General features: G+C 53.8%; 21 protein-coding genes and 1 pseudogene. 2 read left to right on the top strand and 20 right to left on the bottom strand.

Annotated features, from left to right (window positions below; all coding sequences use genetic code 11):
- Positions 1–78: 78 nt before the first annotated feature.
- From KKD83_11055 to KKD83_10960, 20 genes and pseudogenes are all read right to left on the bottom strand, one after another.
- On the bottom strand, positions 79–1,347 hold the full coding sequence (locus tag KKD83_11055) for a molybdopterin molybdotransferase MoeA (protein ID MBU2536678.1): 1,269 nt from the start codon (positions 1,345–1,347) through the stop codon (positions 79–81).
- Positions 1,344–1,952, bottom strand: a complete 609-nt coding sequence (locus KKD83_11050; GenBank protein ID MBU2536677.1) for a molybdenum cofactor guanylyltransferase — start codon at positions 1,950–1,952, stop codon at positions 1,344–1,346. The genes KKD83_11055 and KKD83_11050 overlap by 4 nt, the downstream gene beginning before the upstream one ends.
- A 174-nt stretch (positions 1,953–2,126) precedes the next feature.
- On the bottom strand, positions 2,127–2,768 hold the full coding sequence (locus KKD83_11045) for an MBL fold metallo-hydrolase (GenBank protein ID MBU2536676.1): 642 nt from the start codon (positions 2,766–2,768) through the stop codon (positions 2,127–2,129).
- A gap of 20 nt (positions 2,769–2,788) precedes the next feature.
- On the bottom strand, positions 2,789–4,300 hold the full coding sequence (locus KKD83_11040) for a leucyl aminopeptidase (protein ID MBU2536675.1): 1,512 nt from the start codon (positions 4,298–4,300) through the stop codon (positions 2,789–2,791).
- Between the two features lie 16 nt (positions 4,301–4,316).
- Positions 4,317–4,907, bottom strand: a complete 591-nt coding sequence (locus KKD83_11035; protein MBU2536674.1) for an ATP-binding protein — start codon at positions 4,905–4,907, stop codon at positions 4,317–4,319.
- A 50-nt stretch (positions 4,908–4,957) separates the two neighbouring features.
- Positions 4,958–5,821, bottom strand: a complete 864-nt coding sequence (locus tag KKD83_11030; GenBank protein ID MBU2536673.1) for a DegV family protein — start codon at positions 5,819–5,821, stop codon at positions 4,958–4,960.
- A complete protein-coding gene (plsY, locus tag KKD83_11025) occupies positions 5,818–6,453 on the bottom strand; it encodes a glycerol-3-phosphate 1-O-acyltransferase PlsY (protein ID MBU2536672.1) in 636 nt (211 codons plus the stop codon). The genes KKD83_11030 and plsY overlap by 4 nt, the downstream gene beginning before the upstream one ends.
- 87 nt (positions 6,454–6,540) lie before the next feature.
- The gene (locus tag KKD83_11020; GenBank protein MBU2536671.1) at positions 6,541–7,482 is read right to left on the bottom strand and encodes a hypothetical protein; all 942 of its coding nucleotides are present in this window, start codon (positions 7,480–7,482) and stop codon (positions 6,541–6,543) included.
- A gap of 12 nt (positions 7,483–7,494) precedes the next feature.
- Positions 7,495–7,830, bottom strand: coding sequence for a helix-turn-helix transcriptional regulator (locus tag KKD83_11015; protein MBU2536670.1), 336 nt, complete (start codon positions 7,828–7,830; stop codon positions 7,495–7,497).
- Positions 7,831–8,012: 182 nt separating this feature from the next.
- Entirely contained in the window at positions 8,013–10,778 is a 2,766-nt protein-coding gene (locus KKD83_11010) for a UPF0182 family protein (GenBank protein ID MBU2536669.1), read from the bottom strand.
- Positions 10,775–11,776 carry a DUF128 domain-containing protein gene (locus tag KKD83_11005; GenBank protein ID MBU2536668.1) on the bottom strand — a complete coding sequence of 334 codons (1,002 nt, stop codon included), beginning with the start codon at positions 11,774–11,776 and terminating at the stop codon, positions 10,775–10,777. Before KKD83_11005 ends, KKD83_11010 begins: the two co-directional genes overlap by 4 nt.
- A gap of 255 nt (positions 11,777–12,031) precedes the next feature.
- A complete protein-coding gene (locus KKD83_11000; protein MBU2536667.1) occupies positions 12,032–13,375 on the bottom strand; it encodes a glutamine synthetase family protein in 1,344 nt (447 codons plus the stop codon).
- Positions 13,376–13,636: 261 nt separating this feature from the next.
- Positions 13,637–14,302 carry a response regulator transcription factor gene (locus KKD83_10995; protein MBU2536666.1) on the bottom strand — a complete coding sequence of 222 codons (666 nt, stop codon included), beginning with the start codon at positions 14,300–14,302 and terminating at the stop codon, positions 13,637–13,639.
- Positions 14,303–14,326: 24 nt separating this feature from the next.
- Complete coding sequence (locus tag KKD83_10990; protein MBU2536665.1) at positions 14,327–15,085, bottom strand: hypothetical protein; 759 nt, start codon at positions 15,083–15,085, stop codon at positions 14,327–14,329.
- A 1-nt stretch (position 15,086) separates the two neighbouring features.
- A complete protein-coding gene (locus KKD83_10985) occupies positions 15,087–16,589 on the bottom strand; it encodes an alpha-hydroxy-acid oxidizing protein (GenBank protein MBU2536664.1) in 1,503 nt (500 codons plus the stop codon).
- A gap of 6 nt (positions 16,590–16,595) precedes the next feature.
- Positions 16,596–17,368, bottom strand: a pseudogene (gene hisF, locus KKD83_10980) (imidazole glycerol phosphate synthase subunit HisF).
- Entirely contained in the window at positions 17,358–18,509 is a 1,152-nt protein-coding gene (locus KKD83_10975) for a glutamine amidotransferase family protein (GenBank protein ID MBU2536663.1), read from the bottom strand. The pseudogene hisF and the gene KKD83_10975 overlap by 11 nt, the downstream one beginning before the upstream one ends.
- Positions 18,510–18,533: 24 nt before the next feature.
- Positions 18,534–19,868, bottom strand: a complete 1,335-nt coding sequence (locus KKD83_10970; protein ID MBU2536662.1) for an FAD-dependent oxidoreductase — start codon at positions 19,866–19,868, stop codon at positions 18,534–18,536.
- A 16-nt stretch (positions 19,869–19,884) separates the two neighbouring features.
- Positions 19,885–20,502, bottom strand: a complete 618-nt coding sequence (gene hisH, locus KKD83_10965) for an imidazole glycerol phosphate synthase subunit HisH (GenBank protein ID MBU2536661.1) — start codon at positions 20,500–20,502, stop codon at positions 19,885–19,887.
- Positions 20,503–20,554: 52 nt separating this feature from the next.
- Positions 20,555–21,013, bottom strand: a complete 459-nt coding sequence (locus KKD83_10960) for a 4Fe-4S dicluster domain-containing protein (GenBank protein ID MBU2536660.1) — start codon at positions 21,011–21,013, stop codon at positions 20,555–20,557.
- Between the two features lie 213 nt (positions 21,014–21,226).
- Here KKD83_10960 and lgt point away from each other — a divergent pair, with 213 nt between their 5' ends.
- Positions 21,227–21,994: a prolipoprotein diacylglyceryl transferase gene (lgt, locus tag KKD83_10955; protein ID MBU2536659.1), complete on the top strand. Its 768-nt coding sequence runs from the start codon at positions 21,227–21,229 to the stop codon at positions 21,992–21,994.
- Positions 21,995–22,120: 126 nt separating this feature from the next.
- Entirely contained in the window at positions 22,121–22,909 is a 789-nt protein-coding gene (locus tag KKD83_10950) for a zinc ABC transporter substrate-binding protein (GenBank protein ID MBU2536658.1), read from the top strand.
- The last annotated feature ends 145 nt before the right edge of the window (positions 22,910–23,054 follow it).

Genomic DNA, 23,054 nt, shown 5'->3' with positions numbered 1-23,054 from the left:
CTTCAAGCAGGGTTGTCTTGCCCGAATCTGATTTTCCTATAATAGAGACAATCGGAGGCATATCGAGTTAACCATCAGTTAAATATTATCCTCGTCATCCCAGCCCAACATTATAACCTTGACTATCTCACCGGCTTTAACACCCGCTGTATCTTCGGGAACGATTACCAGCCCATTGGCCAGGCTCATAGAGGTGAGAATCCCCGAACCCTGGGGGCCGGTAAGGCGGGCATAGTACTGACCATCACGCTTGGTGACGATTGCCCGAATATAGCAACGACGGCCATCAGTATTTACCACAGGCTCTTCCAGTACGGCTTCAACCACCAATTTTGCCAGGTTCTTTTTCCCCATCATCTTCAGCATTGCCGGACGGGCAAACAGCTCGAAGGTAACCATGGAACTGACCGGGTTGCCGGGGAAGCCGAGATGGGGTATTCTTTTGGCGTTTCCTCTCTTATCTATCCCCTTGATTGTGCCGAAGGCCAGCGGCTTGCCCGGCTTCATACGCACCGTCCAGAAGGTGATTTCACCTTCGCTGGCCAGGACGTCTTTTACCATATCATAATCGCCGGCGGATACTCCGCCGCTGGTAATGAGCATATCAGTGTCTGACGCCTGACGGAGTTTGGTAACCAGCGAATCCTCGCTGTCAAAAGCGATGCCCAGTATTCTGGGGATGCCGCCATAACGCCTGACCAGAGAAGCGACACTATAGGTGTTGCTGTTGTATATCTTGCCGGCGGGCAGTGGCTGGTCAATATCGACCAGTTCGTTGCCGGTGGCCAGAACCGCCACCACCGGGCGTCGGATGACATTTACCTTGCTCATGCCCAGGGAAGCCAGGACACCGACTTCAGCGGGCCTGAGCACCGTGCCTTTGCTGAGCACGGTAGCGCCTCCAGCTATATCTTCTCCGGCCTTCCGGATGTTCTGGCCGGGTTTAACTTCACATAATATTCCCATTTCGTTAGTGCCGGAACGCTGGCGCTGTTCTTCGTCCGTGTCTTCAAAACGAATAACACTATCGGCGCCTCCGGGCACCGGTGCCCCGGTCATAATGCGAATGGCCGTGCCCGGCGTAACCTTCTGTTGGGAAATGGAACCGGCGCCGACGGTATCGATGACCTGCAGGAAACGCGGCGACCGGGCGCTGGCGCCATGCGTATCAGCGGCTATAACGGCATAGCCATCCATAGCCGCGTTGTCCAGTGGTGGTATATCTATATGTGAGTTAATATCTTCAGCCAGTACCTGTCCCAGCGATTCCAGGATTGGGACTTCTTCGGCTTCAAGTACGTCTACATAGCTGAGCACTTTCTCAAGTGCCTCTTCAACACTTATCATCGTTCCATTCCTCGGGCGATTTCTTCTGCCTTCTGGAGGTCGCCCTGGGTATTGACATTGAAGAAACTGAGGTGGTCGGGGTCAAACCGCTCAATTTCATCAGCTTCTACATATCGGGTTCGGACCATGGAGAAGAGCCGGCGCACCGATAGTTCATTGTGCTTGAGCAGATGCTCGATGGATTCGAGACAGCTCTTGGCATAAACGGCATGCAGCGGTTCTACCAGCTCACCGACTCTGGTTACCACGATGTCGAAATCAGCCGAAACTTTTGTCATATAGTGTAACAGCGCCGGGTTTAAGAAAGGCATATCCGAGGCGACGACAAGGTTATAGAACGAGGTGGAGGCAAGTAAACCGGTGTAAATACCACCCAATGGACCTTTGCCTGGAAAGACATCGGTTACTGCCCTTAACCCGGGATATTTAGCCGATTGGACTAATGCGTTTTTACTAGCGGCTACCAGTATTATCTCCTGAGAAAGGGGAGCTACGGAATTTACTACCAATTCCAGCAAAAGTCGGTCGCCAACAGTTTTAAAAACCTTATCGTGCCCGAGACGTGAACTCTTGCCGCCGGCAAGAACAATACTGCTAATTTCCAACGTAATTATAAAATCCCGGCAACCTCACCACCCTAGTTTATTTTACCACGACCTTCAGTAAACTTCCAGAGGTGGAAGCCGTTTTCCGCCATGTTTTTTCTGTGGACGGGTTCGCCAAGGCATCAGCGCGCGCAGTCTCCTGTCGACTACCCCAGAACCGTGCTCATCTTCCGTTTACATTGCCGGCTTCAGCACGATGACCCGGGTGGCCGACGGCAGCTCTCCAGCCTTGAGCTCCACTTCACTGGCCTCGGGCTGGCTGATATCTTTTTTGCCGCGCAGGAATTCATCCACACCGCTTATCGGGAAATCGCATTTATTGTTTTTAAAATGCATCGGTATGATTACTTTGGGTTTCAGTTGCCCGGCAACTCTGCTGGCCACGGCGGCATCAATGGTGTAAAAACCACCAACCGGCAGAAGGATGATGTCCACACTGCCTACCGCCGCCACCTGCTCGGCGGTCAGTTCATGGCCGAGGTCGCCGAGGTGGCATACCTTCACCCCATCGACCTCGAAACAGAATATGGTATTGCTGCCCCTGTCCTTTCCTCCAGCGGCATCATGGAAGGATGGAATGCCCTTGAATTTGATACCTTTTATTTCGGCATCGTTTTTGGCCACCTGGGGATTGCCCTTTACGGCGGCAACATTGCCGTGGTCGGAATGTTCATGGCTTACGGTAGCGATGTCGGCGGACTCATTTATCTCTCCGTAGCGGAGTTTGTCGTTTGGCTCATAAGGGTCGGTGATAATTTTCACATCGCTGTCCGAGGTGATTAGAAACGTTGCGTGTCCCAGCCACTTTATCTTCATTTTGGACCTCCTCCTTGACTCTATTTTGCTGATTTTTCAGTTAAAGATAGGACCAGATTGACCAGCGTCCGCACCGGCACGCCGGTGGCGCCCTTTGTCTGGTAGCCGTGCTCCTTGTCGCTCAGGCTGGTGCCGGCGATATCCAGATGCACCCAGGGGGTATCATCGACGAACTCAGCCAGAAATTTAGCCGCGGTAATGGCCCCGCCCAGCCTGCCGCCAACGTTTTTAATATCGGCCACATCGCTCTTGTTCTGCTCTTTGTACTCGTCATACATCGGCATCTGCCAGACGAGCTCGCCCGCTTCTCTACCGGCAGCAAGAACGCTGTCCATGAACTCCTGGTTGTTGCCGAAGGCGCCGGTGCAGACATCCCCCAGCGCGATGCGACAGGCACCGGTCAACGTGGCAGCGTCAACCATTTTCCTGGCACCGTGCTTTTTAGCATAGCTCAAAGCGTCGGCCAGTATCAGCCTTCCTTCAGCATCGGTGGAGATTATCTCAATCGTCTTGCCGTCCATTGCGGTAAGGACGTCACCCGGCTTGAACGCATTGCCGTCGGGGAGGTTTTCCGTTGCCGGAATTATCGCCATTACGTTGACCTCGGGCTTAAGTCGGGCGATAGCAGCAATGGCGGCCATCACTGCTGCGCCTCCCGCCATATCCCCCTTCATTTCCTCAAGCTTCTCCGAAGGTTTTATGGAGATACCGCCGGAGTCAAAGGTGATTCCTTTCCCCACCAAAGCGATATCCGGTTCTTTCGCCGTGCCCCCTTTATAATTGAGCACGATGAATTTCGGTGGCTGCCGACTTCCCCGTGAGACGCCCAGCAGTCCGCCCATGCCCAGTTCCTTCATCTGCTCAGGGTCAATCAAGGTTATTTCCAGGCCATGGTTTTCGGCTAGCTTTGCCGCCATTTCCGCCATAGTGGTGGGCGTCATGTAATTGGCGGGCTCATTGACCATATCGCGGGCAAGGTTGGTCGCCTCGGATATAATCCGGCCTTTATTTGCTCCCTCTTCAAGTTGTGATTTCAACCGTTCAGTGCCCACGATTGAGAGCTGCTTGATTTCATCGGGCTTGTCCTCTTCTTTAGTCATATGCCTGCGAAAGGTGTAGGTCCCGAGCAGAGCGCCTTCAGCAATGGCCTGGGCGGCATCCGCGGGGCTTATTTTATTTATGTTTGCTCCCTGCAGCACGGTGGCGATGGTGCTGATTTCCCTGGCGCGCAGCCAGCGGCACGTCTCGGCCACGGCGACACGTACTTTATTGATGGACAGTTCGGACTGCTTGCCCAGCCCCACCACCACCACACGGGCGGCGGGCAGCTTGCCGAAGCTGTGTACCATCGTTATCTCGTTCGGTTTTCCCTTTATTTCGCCCTGTTTGATAAGCTGCGAGATGACGCCGTCGAGCAGCCCGTCCACGGCAGCCGTTTCCCCTTCAGGGCTTTCCATGCCTTCAAAGTGGTTCACGATGATGGCATCGGCTTCAATACTGACGATATCACCTACAACGACCTTGCTCTCCATAGTTTTAGCTCTCCTTTCAGCGGTTTACCTCTCTGACAATCTTGTCCAGGAGCGGAGCTATGTCACGGGAGGTATCAACGGCAAAGTGATTGCGACCGATTTTCTGCACCGAGGTTTTCATCTTCTGGAAAACCGCCCAGTCAGCTTCCGAATGGTCTTCCTCTAAAGCAGTACCTTCCGTACGATTTTTTAGCCGTTCTCGCACTACCTCGGGCGGTGCTTCCACGCGCACCAGAATCAGCTTTGCACTTAGTTGGTCAGCAATGTGGTACAAACGTTCACGGTTCCGCTCCGAGAGGTTGGTGGCATCCAGAACAATGGGTATCCCCCTTTTCAGCAGCTGCTCAATGAGATGATGAATGGCCTGGAACAGGCGAGCGCTTTCCTCCGCGCTGTAAACGGGCGATGGGAAAAGCGCCTTGCGCATCACGTCGCTTTCCAGAATGATAAGGGGGGTTCTCTCCGCCAGCCGGCGGCAGAAATATGATTTGCCGGTTCCGGGCAAACCGCTGACCACAATGAAAGCGGGCCTGACGACCGGCTCAGGGAGTTGCTCCAGGTTTTCCAGAAGCTGCTGCGCGTCATTGAGAACTTTTGTCTCGGTCACACACTGATTATAAAGTGTTTTGAATGATTGTGCCAGATGGCTGGCGTTTATTATGCGCTCTCACTGTAGAAGGCAACGCCGACGAGACCGGGTCCCGTATGGACCCCCATTACCGGGGTGAATTCGGTGATGAAGAGCTCGGAACAGTTGAATTGCGAGTCAATGCGATTTCTTAAAACGATGGCATTGTCCAGAGCATCGGCGTGCATCACGGCGACGTGGAGCGACTCGTCTTTGACCACATTCCGCTCCATCAGCTTCAGGATGCGCTTCATGGCACTCTTAATGGAGCGGGGGAGTGCCACCGTGCGCGCATCGGCGTGATTGAGGGTGAAAACAGGCTTGATCTGCAGAATTGTGTTGACCAGTGCTGCGGCCTGCGGCACACGCCCGCTTTTTACCAGGTAATGAAGCGTATCCAGCGCGGCAAATAAATTTACGTGCTCCATGACGTTCTCTGCCGTTGCTTTTACTTCTTTCAGGCCCTGGCCGGTTGCCGCTGCCCTGGCGGCAGCGAGCGCTACCAGCCCCTGCCCAGCGGCTGCAGTGGTGCAGTCGAGTACTTCTATGTTCATGTTCCGTAACGTTTTCGCCACCATCTCTTTGGCCACCGATGCCGAGTCAAACATGGCGCTGAACTTTGACGGCTCAGTGATGCAGAGAACGCTCTCCGCTCTCTGACCGGCTTTCTGGAAAACCTTAAGGTACATCTCGGGTGAGGAACTGGAGGTGGTCGGTGGTTTGGATGTCTGCCGGAGCCTCGCATAGAATTCGGAAGCACTGATGTCTATGCCGTCGCGGTAGGTTTTATCCTCGAAAATAAGTTGAACCGGCACGACTTCAATGTCATATCGTGCCACCTGCTCTTGAGGGATGCAGGCGGTGGTGTCGGTTACCACGGCTACCTTTTTCATTTGCTTTTCCTGGTCTGCCAGAAATGGTAATCACGGTCGAAAATAAGGTTTTTCTTATCACCGATGCTCGCCATAGCTTCTCTGGTACTCGGCAGTGACCTGACACAGAGGAAGAGAAACATCGCTACCGAGTAGGCGATAAGCATCCCGGAGCCGTTTATCTGCCAGATGATGAGCGGCAATACCAGCAGCCCGACGACAACGGCCAGCCTGACATTGCTGGTAATGACGATGATGGTCAGTATAAGGGCCAGGCTGATGGCGAACTCCAGTGGAACCAGCGCGAATAGAACCCCGATGGTAGCGGCCGCCCCTTTTCCCCCCTTGAATTTTAAAAATACCGGCCAGCTATGTCCTACGACCGCGGCAAAGCCGGCAACGAAGACCAATATCAGTGATAAATCCAGCCAGAGGGCAATAATCACCGCCAGCGACCCCTTGGCTATATCAGCAATGAGCACCAGAAGCCCCGGCACTAACCCTATTTCCCGCAATGTGTTCACGGCGCCTATATTGCCGCCGCCAACCTGCCGGATGTCGATTCCTTTGAACAGCCGCCCGGCGATGTAGGCAGATGGAATGGAGCCGAGCAGGTAGGCAATAACTATCGCTATTGTGGCATTTATGACCATTGATTTATTTCCCCGGCGGAAACTCTACTCAGTATTGGCGCGGATGGAACTTGTAACCCTTCTGCGTCGGAGGGCCCTCCTCTTGGCTCACCGATGGGGTGGAGTAAACAATGCGTAACGTTGTAATATTCGCTTGCTCTTCCTGAGTAACCGCTCCAGAAGCGGGGGAACCAGGAAAAGGCCCCACATTATCAGGATAAGACCGGCGAAGGTCTGTACACTGAGTCTTCCTCCAACATAATAGACCACCAGGGTCAGCGTCAGCAGCCCGGAGATGCTCAATAAAGCGATGCGCAACCACCGCTGACGCAGGCGAATAAAAGCGGCAATAGTCAGAGCCAGGATAAGAAAACTCAGTGCAATCCAGGGAGCGAAATAGTTGATGCGCTCAAAAGTCTGGCCGGTTATCTTTGCGCCCGGTACCAGGGTCAGAAACCAGCCAATGATAATGGGCAAGGGGAGCAGCATTAGAGAGCTTAACAGCCAGTCTCTCCTTACTGTTTGAATCACCAGGCAGAACAGCCACCACAGAGCAAACAGGAAGTAAAAAGGGATGGTCAGGAGCGACCACTCCCTGGGTAGATAGGGGAGGATGAGTCCAAGGGCAGCCACCGGGACCAGTGAGTAACCCAGCCATGGGAAAACCCAGGCCGGTTTGCCATGCCACCAGCCATAGATGGATGTGCCAATGACCAAGGCCAAAATAATAGAAAGCCAGTCGATATGGTGCCACCAGTTGAGGGCAAAAAGGGCCGCGAAAAGCAGGTGTGGCATTGCCGCCAGAAATGCCTGCCACCAGCTGCCCTGACTGTGGGCTTCATATATCTGCCGGGCGATTAGCTTGGCGGAGCCCAGCAATCCGAGACAGGTTTTTTCCGCTTCCTCCTCGGAAAGGCCGGATTCCTTCAGCTCCTGAAGCCGGTCTTCAATATGCGTCTCCAGCTCGCTGATGACCTCTTTTTCTTCAGTGAGGTCAATCCTCAGGTTGGCCCGGATGATTTCCAGGTAATGATTCAGCGCTGTGGTCATTGCTTTACCCGCTTAATACTCTGCTGGCTGCAATATCATATTCACGGCGATGATGAAGTCCTGCCACTGGACTCTCTCCGTGGAAAGCTTGGCATGTCCTTTGGCCGTGATATGGTAGTATCGCCTGGGCCGACTGTTGGACAGCATCTGCCATTTGCCCAGAATCAGGCCTGCCCTTTCCAGGCGATGGAGCGCCGGGTACAAGGTGCCTTCCTTGAATTTGAAATAACCCTGACTCCTTTTCTCCAGCTCCCTGATAATGTGGTAACCATACATCGGCTGCTGCGCCAACAAGCAGAGAAGCAGGGAGTCAGAGCTGCCCTTAATAAGCTCTCGTCTCTGTACCATAATTACCTCGTATAAACATATATTTTGTTATTCTATGTATAATTCTACTACATAATTATTAACTTTCAAGTAATCATTGTTTCTATCATTCTGCGAATAAATCTAAAATAATGGGTTCTATCAGATTCGATCAGCTTTGCGTTTGGCGACAGTAATAAGGTGAGAAGGGTTTTCCTCGTTGCTTACTCTTGCTTGATTTCAGCAAGTTCCACCAACTGGCGCAGGACTTCGGCCATTTTGCCCAGCTCTTCTCCCCAGCCAGCCCAATCGCCTTCTTTAAGGTATTCCTGTGCTTTGTCGTAATGTTCCTGTGCCAGCCTGGCCAGTTCCGCCAGCTTGTCCGTCCTTTCCGGCGGTTTGGGGGTGGTCACCGGCAGGTCTTCTGTGGCCAGACCGGCGTAGATGGCATTCAGGCTCTCGGCCAGCGTCTCTTCCATCGCAATCAGGTCGCCACTGACCACCACTACTCTTCTTAGTTCCGGAAGTTGGCCTCTCTCCGCTTTGAGGTAGACCGGTTCCACATACAGGATTGACTGCTCGATGGGTATCACCAGCAGGTTGCCCCGAATTACTTGCGAGCCTTTCTGACCCCACAGGGTGAACTGTTCGGAAATGGCAGAGTCCTGGTCAATCCTGGCTTCAATCTGTCTCGGCCCGTAGATAAGCTTGTCTTTGGGGAAGTTATAGGCAATGAGTTTACCGTACTTGTCACCGTCACTGCGGGCGGCCAGCCACGTTATCATGTTGTCTTTCTGCGTGGGGGTGAAGGGGAGCATGAGCACAAACTCCTCCTGCTCTTCACCTGGCAGCCTCATAATCACGTAGTACGGCTCCATGCTGCGTTCCGCATCGGCATATGTTTCCATGGGAATAGTCCAGAGGTCCTCCTTATTGTAAAAAACACGCGGGTCGGTCATATGATAGGTCTGATAGACCGAGACTTGAACCTTGAAGAGGCCAAGAGGATAGCGCAGATGTTCCCGGAGAGTTTCCGGCATTTCAGCAATCGGTCGGAACAGGGCCGGGAACATGGAGGCGTAAGTATTCACAATGGCATCTTCCGGGTCGATAAGATAAAACGTGATGGAACCATCGTAGGCATTGATGACTACTTTGACGCTGTTGCGGATATAATTTATACCGCTGGCGCTGGGCTGGGAATAAGGGTACAGGTTGGAAACCGTGTAAGCATCCTGTACCCAGAAAAGCTGGCCGTTATCAATGACCATGTACGGGTCGCTATCGAGCTTCAGGAAAGGAGCGACATGATTTACCCGCTCCTGTATGTTGCGGCGATATAAAAGCTGACTCTCTTCGAGAAGTTCGTCGCTAATCAGAATGTTGATATCGCCAAGCTGCCAGGTAAAAGCCAGCTTGCGCAGAAATGAGTCAAGACGGATACCGCTGTCCGCTTTATAGTGCGTAAAAACATTGGTATCTCCTTTGGGATAATCGAACTCGGCAACCCTGGTGTTAACGATTACATAGTCAACTGTTTTTTCGCCAAAGTAAATTTCGGGTCTTTCGATTTCAATAGTGCCAATCGGCGGCACATCCTTGATTAACAGGCTGGGCAGCCCTTGCTTGGTAACCTCGTTGGTGGGGCTCATGGCCACGCCATAGCCGTGCGTGAACTGCAGCCGGCGGTTCACCCATGTCTGCGCCTGTGCAGCGAGTTTTTCCGGAGACAGCTCTCGCGCGCCGAGGAGCACCTGACGGTAGATACCATCAATCTGGTAGCGGTCCACGTCAATATCATAAAAATCGTAGTACAGCCTGATGGATTGTATCTGGTTATACGTGTCCTTTATGGGACGGTAATCCCATAACCTGATATTGTTTATGGTGGCGCTGTTCTGGAGGATGTCCTCTTCACTTGGGGCAACTTCAATGGGAAATTCCCTAACCTCAATGCGGTCGAGACCGAAGGCCAGGCGGGTGAGCTGAATATTACTCTTGATATAAAAACTTTCCCGTGCCAGTTCATTTGGCTCCACCTGAAATCTCTGCACGATGGCCGGATAGATACTGCCGAAGATGATGGCGAGGACAACCCACAGAACAATCGGCCCGAAAAGCCAGCGCCGGCCGCGACGGAAGATGCCGATTATCAGCAACAGGCCGCATATGACCGTGGTGGCTATGAGCAGTCGCCAGGCCAGCAGTTGGGCGTGGTCATCCGTGTATCCGGCACCAAAAATAACACCGCGTTCTGAATAGAGAAGGTCGAATATGTTCAATCGATAGCTCCAGGCGATGAGAAAGAAAAGGACGGCGCCAAGTGCCAGGAGGTGCCCTTTAATCCACCGGTTAAAGCCGGCACGATTGAAACCGATATTCAAAACGTATACGGCTGCAGTGAAGAGCAGAATGAGAACCACTGCCCAGACCAGCCATCCCTGAATAAAATGGTAGAGGGGTAGCTTGAAAATGTAAAAGCCCACATCCCTTTCCAGCAGTGGTTCGACGACATTAAAGTCGGTGGCGTGGGCGAAGCGCAGCACCATTTCCCATTGGCTGGAAGTAACAAGGCCGAAAATAAGGCTGATAAAGGCGGCCACGGCCAGGATAACGATATCAATGGCACGGCGCACGAATAGCAGTCCCTGCCCGATAAGATTACTGCCTCCGGAAGGTGGTGATAACCGCCGTACCAGAAATAAGTTAGGCAGAAGCAGCGCGAGAAAAACGAAAGCACCCACAAAGAAGAGCCAGACTTTGGTGGTCAGTATGGTCGTGTAGACGCTGCTGAATCCCAGGCTGTCAAACCAGAGCCACTCAGTATAGATGCCTTTGCTGATAGCGGCAACGATAAACAGGGCGATGAGCGACCCGATGGCAATGAGCCACCTTCTGGTCTGGTGAGGTCTGATTCTGCCTCTTAAAGGTTGATTCGAACCGGAGCCTGCCTTCCCCCATATTCTGTCCAGCTCATCGAAGTAGCTCATGATTTCAGCTTCCAGAAACTGGTCAGCTGGTTGAATTCAATCATGCCGCTTTCAGCGATGTTTTCGATTTCAATGCCGGCTTCAACTGCTGCTGCTACCGGGTTCAAACCACCGAGCAATACCATACCCACGCGGTTCAGACCAATGGCAATCTGGCAGATAGGCTCGCTGGCGTTTCCCAGCGCATAGACACCATGAATCCCGGCTTCCTTAAGTGAATCTATGACTTCCTTAGCTATCGCTCTCGACGGAGCCGGTATTTCGCGGTAATTGGCCAATATTTTGCCATGTCCGTTCTTGGCGGCTTCGCTGACTGTGGTCATTTTGGCCCTGATATACTGCTCGGACGGGTCCAGCGAGGTTCCGGCATAGTTGATGACGGCCACAAAGCGCCTTGGCTTGGAGTCTCTCAACTCAAGTACACCACCAAATCTTGATTCGGTGGGAATGCCCGCTTTCAAAAGGACACCATTGATAACCACACTGCAAACGGTGGCCAGCCCGACCTTACCTCTGGGAACCACCACCGAGCCTAATTTCTCACCTTCGGGTGCCGTAGCCACAAGGTCACTGACGCTAAGTCCGGCACTGAAGACCTCGCTCATTGCCTCCACAGCTTTCTTGAAATCAGACTGGTCAATAATTGAGGTATTTATGGGGACCTGTCCGGTACGAGTTTTCGGGTCAAATGTGGTGTAGAAAGCAAGCAGCTCAAGTTTTTCATGGATGAAGCCGACCTGCTCCGGGGCAAGCGCCATCTTGAGTTCTTCAAGGCCATGTGCGGTCAGCATCCGGCCATCGTGGCCCATCGGCTGCGTGTAACCGCGCTCATCGGTTATCCTGAGGTGATACCTGACCGCTCTCTGGCTCAGAAAAATGCCGTGTCGCTCCAGTTCCCGGGCAATGTGAATTGAGCCGAGCGGCTCGACAGACTCGCTCAGGACCTTGAGTATGGCGATTACCTTTCTTTCTGCCTCAAAGCTGGCTACCTGCACCATGGCCACTCCCCTTTGTCAGATAGACTTCTGTTATTATAACACTAACATAGGAAAAGCTAAATTCAGGTTTTTCACGGTTCTGGGAGCATTAATTGGAAAACAAAGAGTGCAAGCTTACCGCGGTCACTGTTGTGACCACACTGTCATTTAACAAATTAGTAACTTAAAGCAAATGACATGTTTTTTTTCTTGAGCCATGCCGATGCGTAACCGGCGCATACTCATCCCCCATCCATGAACAGCGAAGAGGCGAATTCATAGAATCGGCAGGTATCTTTTCAGCTCGTAATCGGTTACCTGTATCCGGTACTGGTCCCATTCGATCTTTTTGTTCTCGATGAACGCATTGAAGACATGGTCACCGAGCGCTTTCTGTACCAGCTCGCTCTTCTCAGTGAGCAGGATAGCCTCAAGCAGGCTGGCCGGCAGGGTGGCGATACCCCTCCGCAGCCTCTCCTCTTCGCTCATTTCATATACATTCTCTTCGATTGGCTCCGGTACCTCGTACTCTTCTTCGATACCTTTCAGCCCGGCAGCGAGCATTACGCTGAAGGCGAGGTACGGGTTGCAGGCCGGGTCGGGTGAGCGGAATTCAATCCTGGTAGCCTTCTCCCGTCCCGGTCGGTACTCGGGGACGCGGACCAGGTCGGACCGGTTGCGCCGCGCCCAGGAGAGATAAACTGGTGCCTCATATCCCGGGACGAGGCGCTTGTAAGAGTTGACCCACTGATTGGTGACGGCGGTAATCTCGGGGGCGTGTTTCAACAGCCCGGCGATGAAACACTTGCCCGCCTTGGAAAGGTGGTAGGGGTCTTTGGGGTCAAAGAAGGCATTCCTGTCGCCGGTGAAAAGTGACTGGTGCGTGTGCATGCCGCTGCCGTTCTCGCCGAGCACCGGCTTGGGCATAAAGGTGGCATAAACGCCGTATTTCAAGGCTACCTCTTTAACCACCAGACGGTAGGTCATCACGCTGTCGGCCATGGTCAGGGCATCGGTATACCTCATGTCGATTTCGTGCTGACTGGGCGCGACCTCATGGTGGGAATACTCCACACCGATGCCCATCTCTTCAAGGGTGAGCACGGTCTCTTTTCTCAAGTCGGTGGCGGCATCCCGTGGTGTAAGGTCGAAATAACCTCCCTGGTCCAGGAATTCCGTGCCCTGCGAATCGCGGAAGTAGAAAAATTCCAGTTCCGGCCCCACATAGTAGGTGTAGCCCTTGTCCGCTGCCCGCTTCAAGTTTTGCTTCAGGACATACCGTGGGTCGCCCACAAATGGCTCGCCACCCGGTTTCAAAATATCGCAGAACATGCGCGCCACAGCACGGTGCTCCGTTGACCGCCAGGGCAGCAGTTGAAAGGTATCAGGGTCGGGCAGCGCTATCATATCGCTTTCATCGATGCGGGCGAAACCCTCGATTGAGGAACCATCAAAACCCATCCCTTCCTCGAGGGCGCCCTCCAGCTCCTCGGCGGTAATGGCGAAGTTCTTTAATATCCCCAGGATATCAGTAAACCACAGTCGGATGAATTTAATATCGTGTTCTTTGGCCTTTTTGAGCACATATTCCTTGCCTTCTTCTCTGTTTCCTTTTGCCATTTTTGCCTCCCTAATGTATTGGTTATTGATTAGATTGCGTTTTCGACGGGCAGGATGTTTACCAAATTGTAGCACATTGTCTTGGGGCAGAACATAGGATAACCAGTGCTGAGGTAATTAAAATACAGGCGGCATCTTCCGAGCTTATCGACAATTCAGAACTCCCGTGTTATCCTTTCTGCCCTCAGTTTAAACCCGGATTGTTTCCAAAAGATTACAGGCATGTTAAATCTGGCGCTATAGATAAAGCGGGAGGCAAGCTTAGTTATCGCAGTTGAAACGGTAACCGATGTTCCGCACCGTCTCGACATAGGTGCGTCCCAGGCCTTCAATCTTGCTCCTGAGGCGCCTGATGTGGACGTCAACCGTGCGGTCGCCGCCGAAATAATCGTAGCCCCAGACCTTGTTCAGCAAAGCGTCGCGGGTATAAACCCGACCCGGATAACTGGCGAGGAACCGCAGAAGTTCGTATTCTTTGAAGGTAAGCTCAATACGTCGGCCACCGATGTACACCTCGTATTTGGCCAGGTCAATCACGAGGTCGCCGCATCTGATAACCTCGCTTGATTCAATGCTGCCGGTCTTGCCCAGAAGTCTTTTAATCCGCAGCACAATTTCACTGACATCACCCGGCGCGATGACGAAATCGTCGATGGCCTCCAGGGAAATATCGGGACGGTCAATAATTTGTCTGTCTGCCACGGCGATAACGGGCAGCTGTCTTCCCTTTTTTATCTTCTGAAGAAGCTCGGCCGTTCCGGAACCACCTTTGCCCTTAATCTCCAGCACTATCAGGTCCGGAGCCTGTTCCCCGACCTGCTCCACAATATCCTTGTGCTTGGAAGCAACTGAGCAGGAGAATCCCCTCTGGACCAGTCCGGAATGAATACCGTTCAGGCTCTGGCCTTGGCCAGCGATAATAAGAATGCGGGGCAAGATACCACCTCTTATTCAGGGTGCGTAGATTCTGCCATAGGGTCTCAGGTAAAGGGGAAAGAGTTTGATGAATTTACCCTTCAATATTTCATTAGCATTATATTTGAAGTGGCGGGCAAACTCAATGACCAACTTTTTAACCAGTTGCCAGTCGTCTTCACCTGGCTCGGCTATGCCCACTTCGCTGCCGAGCTGATATTTCTCCACGTTGCCCCTGAGATAGATGGTGCCACCGTGCATTCCGGTGCCGATGAACCTGGCTTTGTGCTCTCCGCCTCCATTCAGTCCCAGCAGAAGCAGCACACCTCCCGCCATGTATTCGCCGAGGAAGTCCTGCGCTGTGCCGCCGATGACCACCATCGGTTTCTTTTCCTGGTATTCTTTCATGTGGATGCCCGCCCGGTAGCCGACGCTGTCGCGGATAAAGATTTGACCGCCTCGGGCAGAGAGGCCGGTGATGTCGCCGGCGTGGCCGTGAACGATGATTTCCCCGTTGTTCATGGTGTTGCCGCAACCGTCCTGGGCATTGCCGTAAACGGTGATGCTGGGGCCATCCATGAAAGCACCCAGGTCATTGCCCGGTGTCCCGTGAATCTCAATCTCCAGGGGTGCATTCAGGTTGGTGCCAATGTAACGCTGCCCGTACACATTGTGGAGCTCAACCTGCCTCGTGCCATTGCCGGCTATCTCTTTCAGGTGTGTATTAAGGTCACGGGAATGAATACCGCTGGCGTCAATCTTGACTTTCCGGTTGATTTCTGGCCCGGCTTTCATCTCAGCTCCCTGCCATCCTCACACCGAGGATATCGAGTTCGTTTTCGTTGAGCCCCACGCCCCTTAAGGCCAGCCGATTGCCGCGCAGGCTTTCCAGCGCGTTGATGCCCATACCACCGAGCATGTCCTTCAGCTCCAGGCTCCAGCCGCGCAGTAAATTGGCCAACCGCCTTGCGCCGATGTCAGGGTTAATCCGCTTGGAGAGGAAGAGGTCGCTGGTGCAGATGCCCCAGGCACACTTACCGGTGTGGCACTGCTGGCAGAGGCGACAGCCCAGGGCAATGAGCGCGGCGGTGCCGATGTAGACGGCATCAGCACCGAGGGCAATCGCCTTGGCCAGGTCGGCGCTGTTCCTGATGCTACCCGAAATGACGAGCGATGCCCGGTTGCGGATGCCCTCCTGACGCAAGCGACCGTCTACCGAGGCGAGGGCCAGCTCAATCGGAATGCCGACGTTATCTCGTATCACCTTGGGGGCAGCCCCGGTGGCTCCCCTAAGCCCGTCGAGAACGATGATGTCGGCGCCGGCGCGGACCATACCGCTGGCAATTGCCGCCGAGTTGTGCACGGCAGCTATCTTCACCGATACCGGCTTCTGGTAGTGGGTGGCCTCTTTCAGCGCGTAGACAAGCTGTGCCAGGTCCTCAATGGAGTAGATATCGTGCTGCGGTGCCGGGGAGAGGGCATCGGTGCCCTGTGGAATCATGCGGGTGATGGAGACCTCGGCGCTGACTTTCTCTCCGGGCAGATGGCCGCCGATGCCGGGCTTGGCCCCCTGACCGATTTTGATTTCAACGACGCGGGCGACCTCAAGGTATCCCGGGTGAACGCCGAAGCGCCCCGACGCCACCTGAACAGTGGTGTTATTTCCATATTTATAAAGGCTGGGATGCAGTCCGCCCTCGCCGGTATTCCACAGCGTGCCCATCTCTGTTGCCGCTCTGGCCAGCGACTGGTGCACGTTGAGGCTCACCGCTCCGTAAGACATGGCGGCGAACATCACCGGCACTTCCAGCTTGACCTGTGGTGTCAGCTTCGTTTTCAGATTCAGGTCTGCGTCAAGCTCCAGCCGGTCCGGTTTGCCGCCCAAGTATGTGGTCAGTTCCATCGGCTCGCGCAGCGGGTCAATGGAGGGATTGGTCACCTGGCTGGCATTGAGCACCAGGTGGTCCCAGTAAATGCGCTGGCCCTTGTCATTGCCCATGCCGGTGAGGAGGATGCCTCCCGTCTCAGCCTGCTTGATGATATCCTCGATATACTCCGGGCGCCAGTTATAGTTATCACGGTACTCGAGCGGGTTGCGCCGCACCGTCAGTGCGCCGGTAGGGCAGAAGGTGACGCAGCGATGGCAGCCGGCACAGTTCTCGGTGCGACTCTTCATCTCATTATCTTCAGCGTCAAAATAGTGGTTATCAAAGGAGCACTGGTTGACGCACACCTCGCATTTGATGCAGCGCTCCGGGTCTCTCTCAACTAAAAACTTGGGCGGCAGATATGTCTTCACCTTTCCTCACCCCTCAATGCGTATCGGTATTCCCTTATTCGCCAGATATTTTTTCGTCTCCGGAATGGAATGAGTGCGTAATGAAATATGCTGGCCGCCAGCACCGCATCGGCCTTGCCGGCCACCAGTGCCTGGTAGAGGTCTTCCAGCTCCCCGGCGCCGCCGCTGGCGATAACCGGCACGGATACCGCTTCCGATATAGCACGGGTGAGTTCGATGTCATAGCCGGCGCGGTGTCCATCGGCATCAATGCTGGTCAGCAGTATTTCCCCCGCTCCCATTGCCACGGCTCGCTGTGCCCAATCAACGGCGTCAATCCCGGTCGGTTGCTGTCCGCTGTGGGTGTAGACTTCCCACTTTAGTTCGGGTTTTTTCTCAACGTGCTTGGCATCGATGGCCACGACGATGCACTGGCTGCCGAACCTGGCTGCTCCTTCCTGAATCAGTTCCGGATTAAGCACCGCCGCCGTGTTTATGGATACTTTATCGGCACCTGCTTTCAACAGTCGCCGCATATCACCGGTGGTGCGCAGGCCACCGCCAACGGTCAGTGGTATGAACACCTGCTCCGATATACTTTCCACCACGTCCACCAGCGTATCGCGTCCCTCGGGCGTGGCGCTGATATCGAGAAAGACCAGCTCATCGGCGCCCTGCTGGTAGTAGAAGGCGGCCAGTTCCACCGGGTCGCCGGCGTCGCGCAGCTGGACAAAACTGGTCCCCTTGACCACCCGTCCGTCTTTGACATCGAGGCAGGGTATAATACGCTTAGTGAGCATAGGAAACCATCTCCTCGGCTCCGAGTTTTTCTATTGGCTGTAAAGGTGCTTGCAGGCTGCCGATTATCGGTTCGCCACCGGCCGGAATCCAGGCATCGTCAAGGTCAGGGCAGACCAGGCGAATGGCCGACTCTTCGGAGGAAAGGTAGAGCATGCTGCCTTTCACGCCCACAGTCAGCGGTCTCAGGCGGATACGGTCGGTAAGGCCAATCATCTCACCCTGGTGCGCAATAATGACGGTGAACGGGCCGTTCAGTAGCAGGCTGCCGTAAGTCTGGCGCAGTACGCGCAGCAGCTCGCGTTCCGCGGGTGGGCGGCGCTCAATCTCTGACCAGAACGGGGCAGCCAGAACGCGCGCCACGATTTCAATGGGCAGCCCGTGCTTCCGCATCAGCAGGTCGACGGCATACGCCACCACCTCGGTGTCGGTCTGCATGGTGCAGTGATATCCGTACTGTTCCAGATAACGCCGGTTTATCCCGTAGGAAGATATCTCTCCGTTGTGCACCACCGTCCAGTCCAGGATGCAGAAGGGATGGGCACCACCCCACCACCCCGGGGTATTGGTCGGGAAGCGGCCGTGCGCCGTCCATAGATAACCTTCGTATTGCTCAAGGCCGAAATACTCGGCGATTTCCTCCGGGTAGCCAACTCCCTTGAAGACGCCCATGTTCTTGCCACTGGAAAAGACGAAGGCATCCTGAAGCCGGGTATTGATATGCATCACCTGTTCCACGATGTAGTCATCGTCCGACTGGCCTCCGGGTTTCTGTTCACCGATATCCAGAAAGTAACGCCAGACTGTAGGCGGGTTGGCGATTGCCGATGTCGGCCGGGTGGGCACCTCTTCCTGGTGGACCAGCTGGAATCTATTTCTGAGCAAAGACTCCACCTCTTCCCTTCCCCTCCGGCTAAGATACATGATGTGGAAGGCAAAGAGGTCGGCGTAATCGGGGTAAAGCCCGTAGACGGCAAAACCGCCGCCAAGTCCGTTGCCGCGCTCGTGCATGTTGGCGATTGCCCTGATAATATCCTTTCCCGAAAATCTATTGCCGGACGTATCCATCATGCCAAATATGGAGCAGGCATCAATCACTTTATCGTCCTGATATGGGTTCTGTATTCGGTCAAGGTCTTTCATGGCGCATCTCCTCGCGAAGATAGATTATTCGCCGGCAATCACTTCCTCGGGCTCTTCTGCATAAATGGGCGAGACCACGGCGCCGGCGGGCACTTCCAGTTCCGGTCGCCATAACTCTCCGGGCAGGAAAGCCAGCCCGAAATCATCTGTGACCAGCGCCTGCTTGAAATCGTCTACGTTTATCCGGTTCCTGATAAGGCTCTGGATGATGCCAGATTTCTCGATATCGCCGGCAAAGATAAGGCCGACCACAATTCCATCCTTCAGGATGACTTTGCGGTAGGCACCATCTTTATTTGACATAATCACTTCATAGCTGTCATCCGGTGGTATCACTATCCCCGCCGAGACCACATTCAGGCCGAAGTACTTGAGCGAGTTCATGGCCATTCCGCCCGGATACTCGGTTGGCCTGCCCGCCATATTGAAGCCGACGGTTCGCCCGCCGATGTAGGCATTGGGCCAGATGGGAGTGAGCCGGCATTCCCCGTAGGCGATGTCGAAGGCTTCAGCGACGTCGCCGCAGGCATAAACATCGGGATGGGAGGTTGCCATGTAGCGGTCAACGATAATGCCCCGGTTTACCTTTATGCCCGTGCCGTCGACCAGTCCCATTCTGGGGCGGACACCGATGGCGATTATAACCATATCGCAGGGAATTCTGGCGCCATTATCAAGAGTAACGCCCTGCACTCTTCTACCATGGCCGTTGATTTCGGAAACGACGTGACCGGTGATAATATCAACCCCGGCCTGACGCAGGATGCTGTCCTCAAGGGCGGACACCTCTTCATCGAGGATGGTATTGAGCACGCGGTCCTTCATCTCAACGATGGTAACTTCGGCACCGCGCTTGACCAGTGCTTCGGTAACGCTGACACCGATGAGGCCGCCCCCGATGACCACCACCCTATCTGCCTCATAAAGGTAGCCGTCAATGGCTTTGGCATCGTCCAGTGTGGTGAAGGTGAAGATACCTTCCCGTTCGGCGCCTTTGATGGGCGGGACAATGGGCAGCCCACCGGTCGCCAGCAGCAGCTTCTGCCAGGAAATGGCGCTTCCGGAGTCCAGCATCAGGGTGTGATTGGCAAGGTCAAGGCTTACTGCCTTCTGGCCGAGCACGGTGTTGATACCATTGCGCTCGTAGAAATCAGCCGGTCGGTACATCATGCGTTCGAGCGAGCATCCTTCGGCAAGGTGCTCGGAAATAAGCGGTCGTGAATAAGCAGGGTAGGGTTCATCGGAGACAATGACCATACTCCCTTGCTCATCTGCTTCACGTATCGCTTCCGCAGCACCGATACCGCCGGCGGAGTTGCCGATTATCAGATATTTAATTTCAGTCAGATTCACTGCCATCTTGCTTTTCTTCCGATTATGAATTTACACCGGTGGCATGCCGGAGAAAATTGGCATACATTTTCAGCCCATAATCTCCGCTCTTTTCCGGATGGAACTGCGTCGCCACCAGGTTGCCCCGTGCAATAACGCTGCCTATGGTGACTCCGTATTCCGTTTCCCCGGCCACCAGGGATTTATCCTCTGGCTCCCCGTAATAACTGTGCACGAAGTAGAAGTTGGCTTCATCGGGGATGCCTTCAAATGCCGGGTGGTGGAAACGCTGCTTTACCTGGTTCCATCCCATATGGGGCACTTTCAGCCCGCCGGGCAGTTTTTTCACTCGACCCGGGATAATCCCGAGGCAGTCATGCCAGCCGCCTTCCTCGGTGCCGGTGAAGAGCACCTGCAGCCCGATGCAGACGCCGAAGAAAGGACGGTCATCGGCAATGAGCTGTTTTATCGGTTCCACCAGACCCAGTTTCCGCAGACTTTCCATGGTACCGCCGGCGGCGCCAACGCCAGGCAGGATTACCGCCTGTGCCTCAGACAGCTCCGCGGCATGGCTGGTTATCCTGGGCTGATAGCCCAGCCTGGAGATGGTATTGGCCACGCTGCGCAGGTTGCCAGCTCCGTAATCGATTATCGCAATCATTTACATTTCTCTATAGATTATTTCAGTAGCAATGTCTTATTGTACGATATTTCTACTCTGTGGAAACAGGGGATTCGCATTCGGTATAGACCAGCGCTTCGTTCGGGCAATGGACGACACACGCCGGTATACCGCTGGAATAACAGAGGTCACATTTGGTAATCGTCCCCCGTTCTGCATCCTGTCTTATCACGCCAAAGGGGCAGGATAGGACACAGGTCCAGCAACCCATACACTTATCTGTATCCACAAGCACTATGCCGCTCTCAGGCTCACGCTGCAGGGCACCGGTGAGACAGGAATAGACACAATAAGGCTCATCGCAGTGCCGACATTGCAGAGCGAATGAAAGGGGCGCTTTGCGCTGCACCTGAACCCGCGGTACAGCGCCAGGCGTTTCTCTTTTCAGTGCCTTGATTATGTCTTTCGATGCAGCATGCTCCAGGCGGCAGTAAACCTCGCAGAGGCCGCAGCCCATGCACGCTTCTTCTTTAATATATACCCTTTTCATGTCAATCACCCAAAATATGCGGAAAGCAATTGCCGTATACCATTATAAAATGCTACGATAGTAAATGTCAATATATTTAGAATAAATAATTCATCGGGATTTTAATAAAAAACCTGTTATATGCGGCAAATATAAGGCATAATATTGCCGCATTGACATTAATCTGTTATCATTCTTTAATGACAGGGAATGTATTGCCCTTAGGAGATAGATATGGAGATAGCTTTTCATATAGGCCCGCTGGCCATACGCTGGTATGGCATAATGCTCGCGCTGGGGGTAATCAGCACCCTGGTCGTCTCTGTTATCGAGGCAAGGAGAAGAGGTGAAAACGGGGAGCAGGTGCTCAGCGCAGCGCTGATAGTTGTTCCGCTGGGGATTATCGGTGCCCGCCTCTACCATGTGATTGACCAGTGGGACTTCTACTTTCAAAACCCGGCGGCAATCATCGGCGGCGCTGGACTGGGCATTTTCGGTGCCGTAGCCGGGGGGGCCGTTGGCCTCATCATTTACACCAGGTGGAAAAAGCTCGTCACCCTGCGCTGGATGGACATCGTCGCTCCCGGCCTTATCCTGGCTCAGGCCATCGGCCGCTGGGGTAATTTCTTCAACCAGGAACTATACGGTTACCCTACGGACTTGCCATGGGCTATCTATATAGACCCTGCGCATCGACTCCCCGGCTATGAAGCGTTCAGCCACTTTCACCCCCTCTTTTTTTACGAATCTCTGTGGAACCTCATCGGCTTCGCTCTGCTCATGATACTGGGACGAAAGATGAGAGGTCGTCTTCTGGACGGGGACATCTTTTTGGGCTATGCTATTTACTACTGCCTGGGCCGATTTTTCCTCGAGATGCTCAAGATAGAAGTCTGGGCCGTCGCTGGCGTGCCCACGGCGCAGTGGCTATGTGGCATTACCATCGTTGCCTCAATCGCTGTCATGCTCTACCGGAGGTATCGTCTTCGCCCGGCAAAGTGATGCAAGAAGAGGAGAAGAGTGAAGAGATTTGCCAGAACAAGCCGCCTGTTTTTCGCCCTTGCGCTGGTTCCAGTGCTGGTATTCTCAGCTACGACCTGTGCACCTGAAGAGGAAAGGGACGGCAGGATGGGGGTGGTGGTCACTGTTCTCCCTCAAGCCGAATTTGTAGAAAAAGTGGGCGGGGAAAAGGTGGGCGTCACTGTGATGGTACCGCCAGGGGCCAGCCCTCATACCTATGAGCCAACGCCTTCCCAGATGACCGCCCTGGCCAAGGCGGAGATGTATGCCAAGGTGGGTTCGGGGGTTGAGTTTGAGCTGGTCTGGATGGACAAGCTTCTGGCCACCAATCCTGACATGCTGGTAGTGGACTGTTCCCGGGGAATTGAGCTACAGGAGACGGTCGCTGAGGACGAACACGAACACCGTGATAGAAAGGACCCGCACATCTGGATGTCCCCGGTGAATGCCCAGATAATGGTGCGCAACATCTGTGATGGACTTATTGAAACTGATCCGAAAAACAAAGGCTATTACGAGCAAAACAGGGACTCCTATCTAGCGCAGTTGGCCGAAATTAACCGCGAGATAAGAGACAGTCTGGCTGGGGTGGTGAATCGGCGGTTTATGGTCTACCATCCGGCATTCGGCTATTTTGCCAGCGAATATGGTCTCACCATGATATCCATCGAAAAAGAAGGAAAAGAGCCGACCGCTGCCGGTCTGACATATCTAATCGAGCAGGCAAAGGCGCATGATATCAGGGTAATCTTTGCCGAACCGCAGTTTGATCCGAAGAGCGCCGAAGTTATTGCGGAAGCAATTGGGGGCAGAGTGGTGTTGATTGATGCACTGGCCAAAGACTACATCGGTAATCTACGCCTTATCATGAACGAAATGCTGCCAGCCTTGGAGTGATGGCAATACTGAGAAAAAAGAAGCGTCGGATAGTCCATTATCAAAATGCCAAAAGCGTGATAAGATTAATATAGTCTAAAAAGCTGGAGGAGTATTCTGTGGAAAACGAACTGGAGAAAAAGATTAAATCATCACTGGTGGAGGG

It is taken from the genome of Chloroflexota bacterium, assembly GCA_018829775.1.
Classification (GTDB): Bacteria; Chloroflexota; Dehalococcoidia; order Dehalococcoidales; family RBG-16-60-22; genus E44-bin89.
The sequence above is the reverse complement of the archived record's forward strand: the minus strand, read 5'-3'. Positions and strand labels throughout refer to the sequence as shown.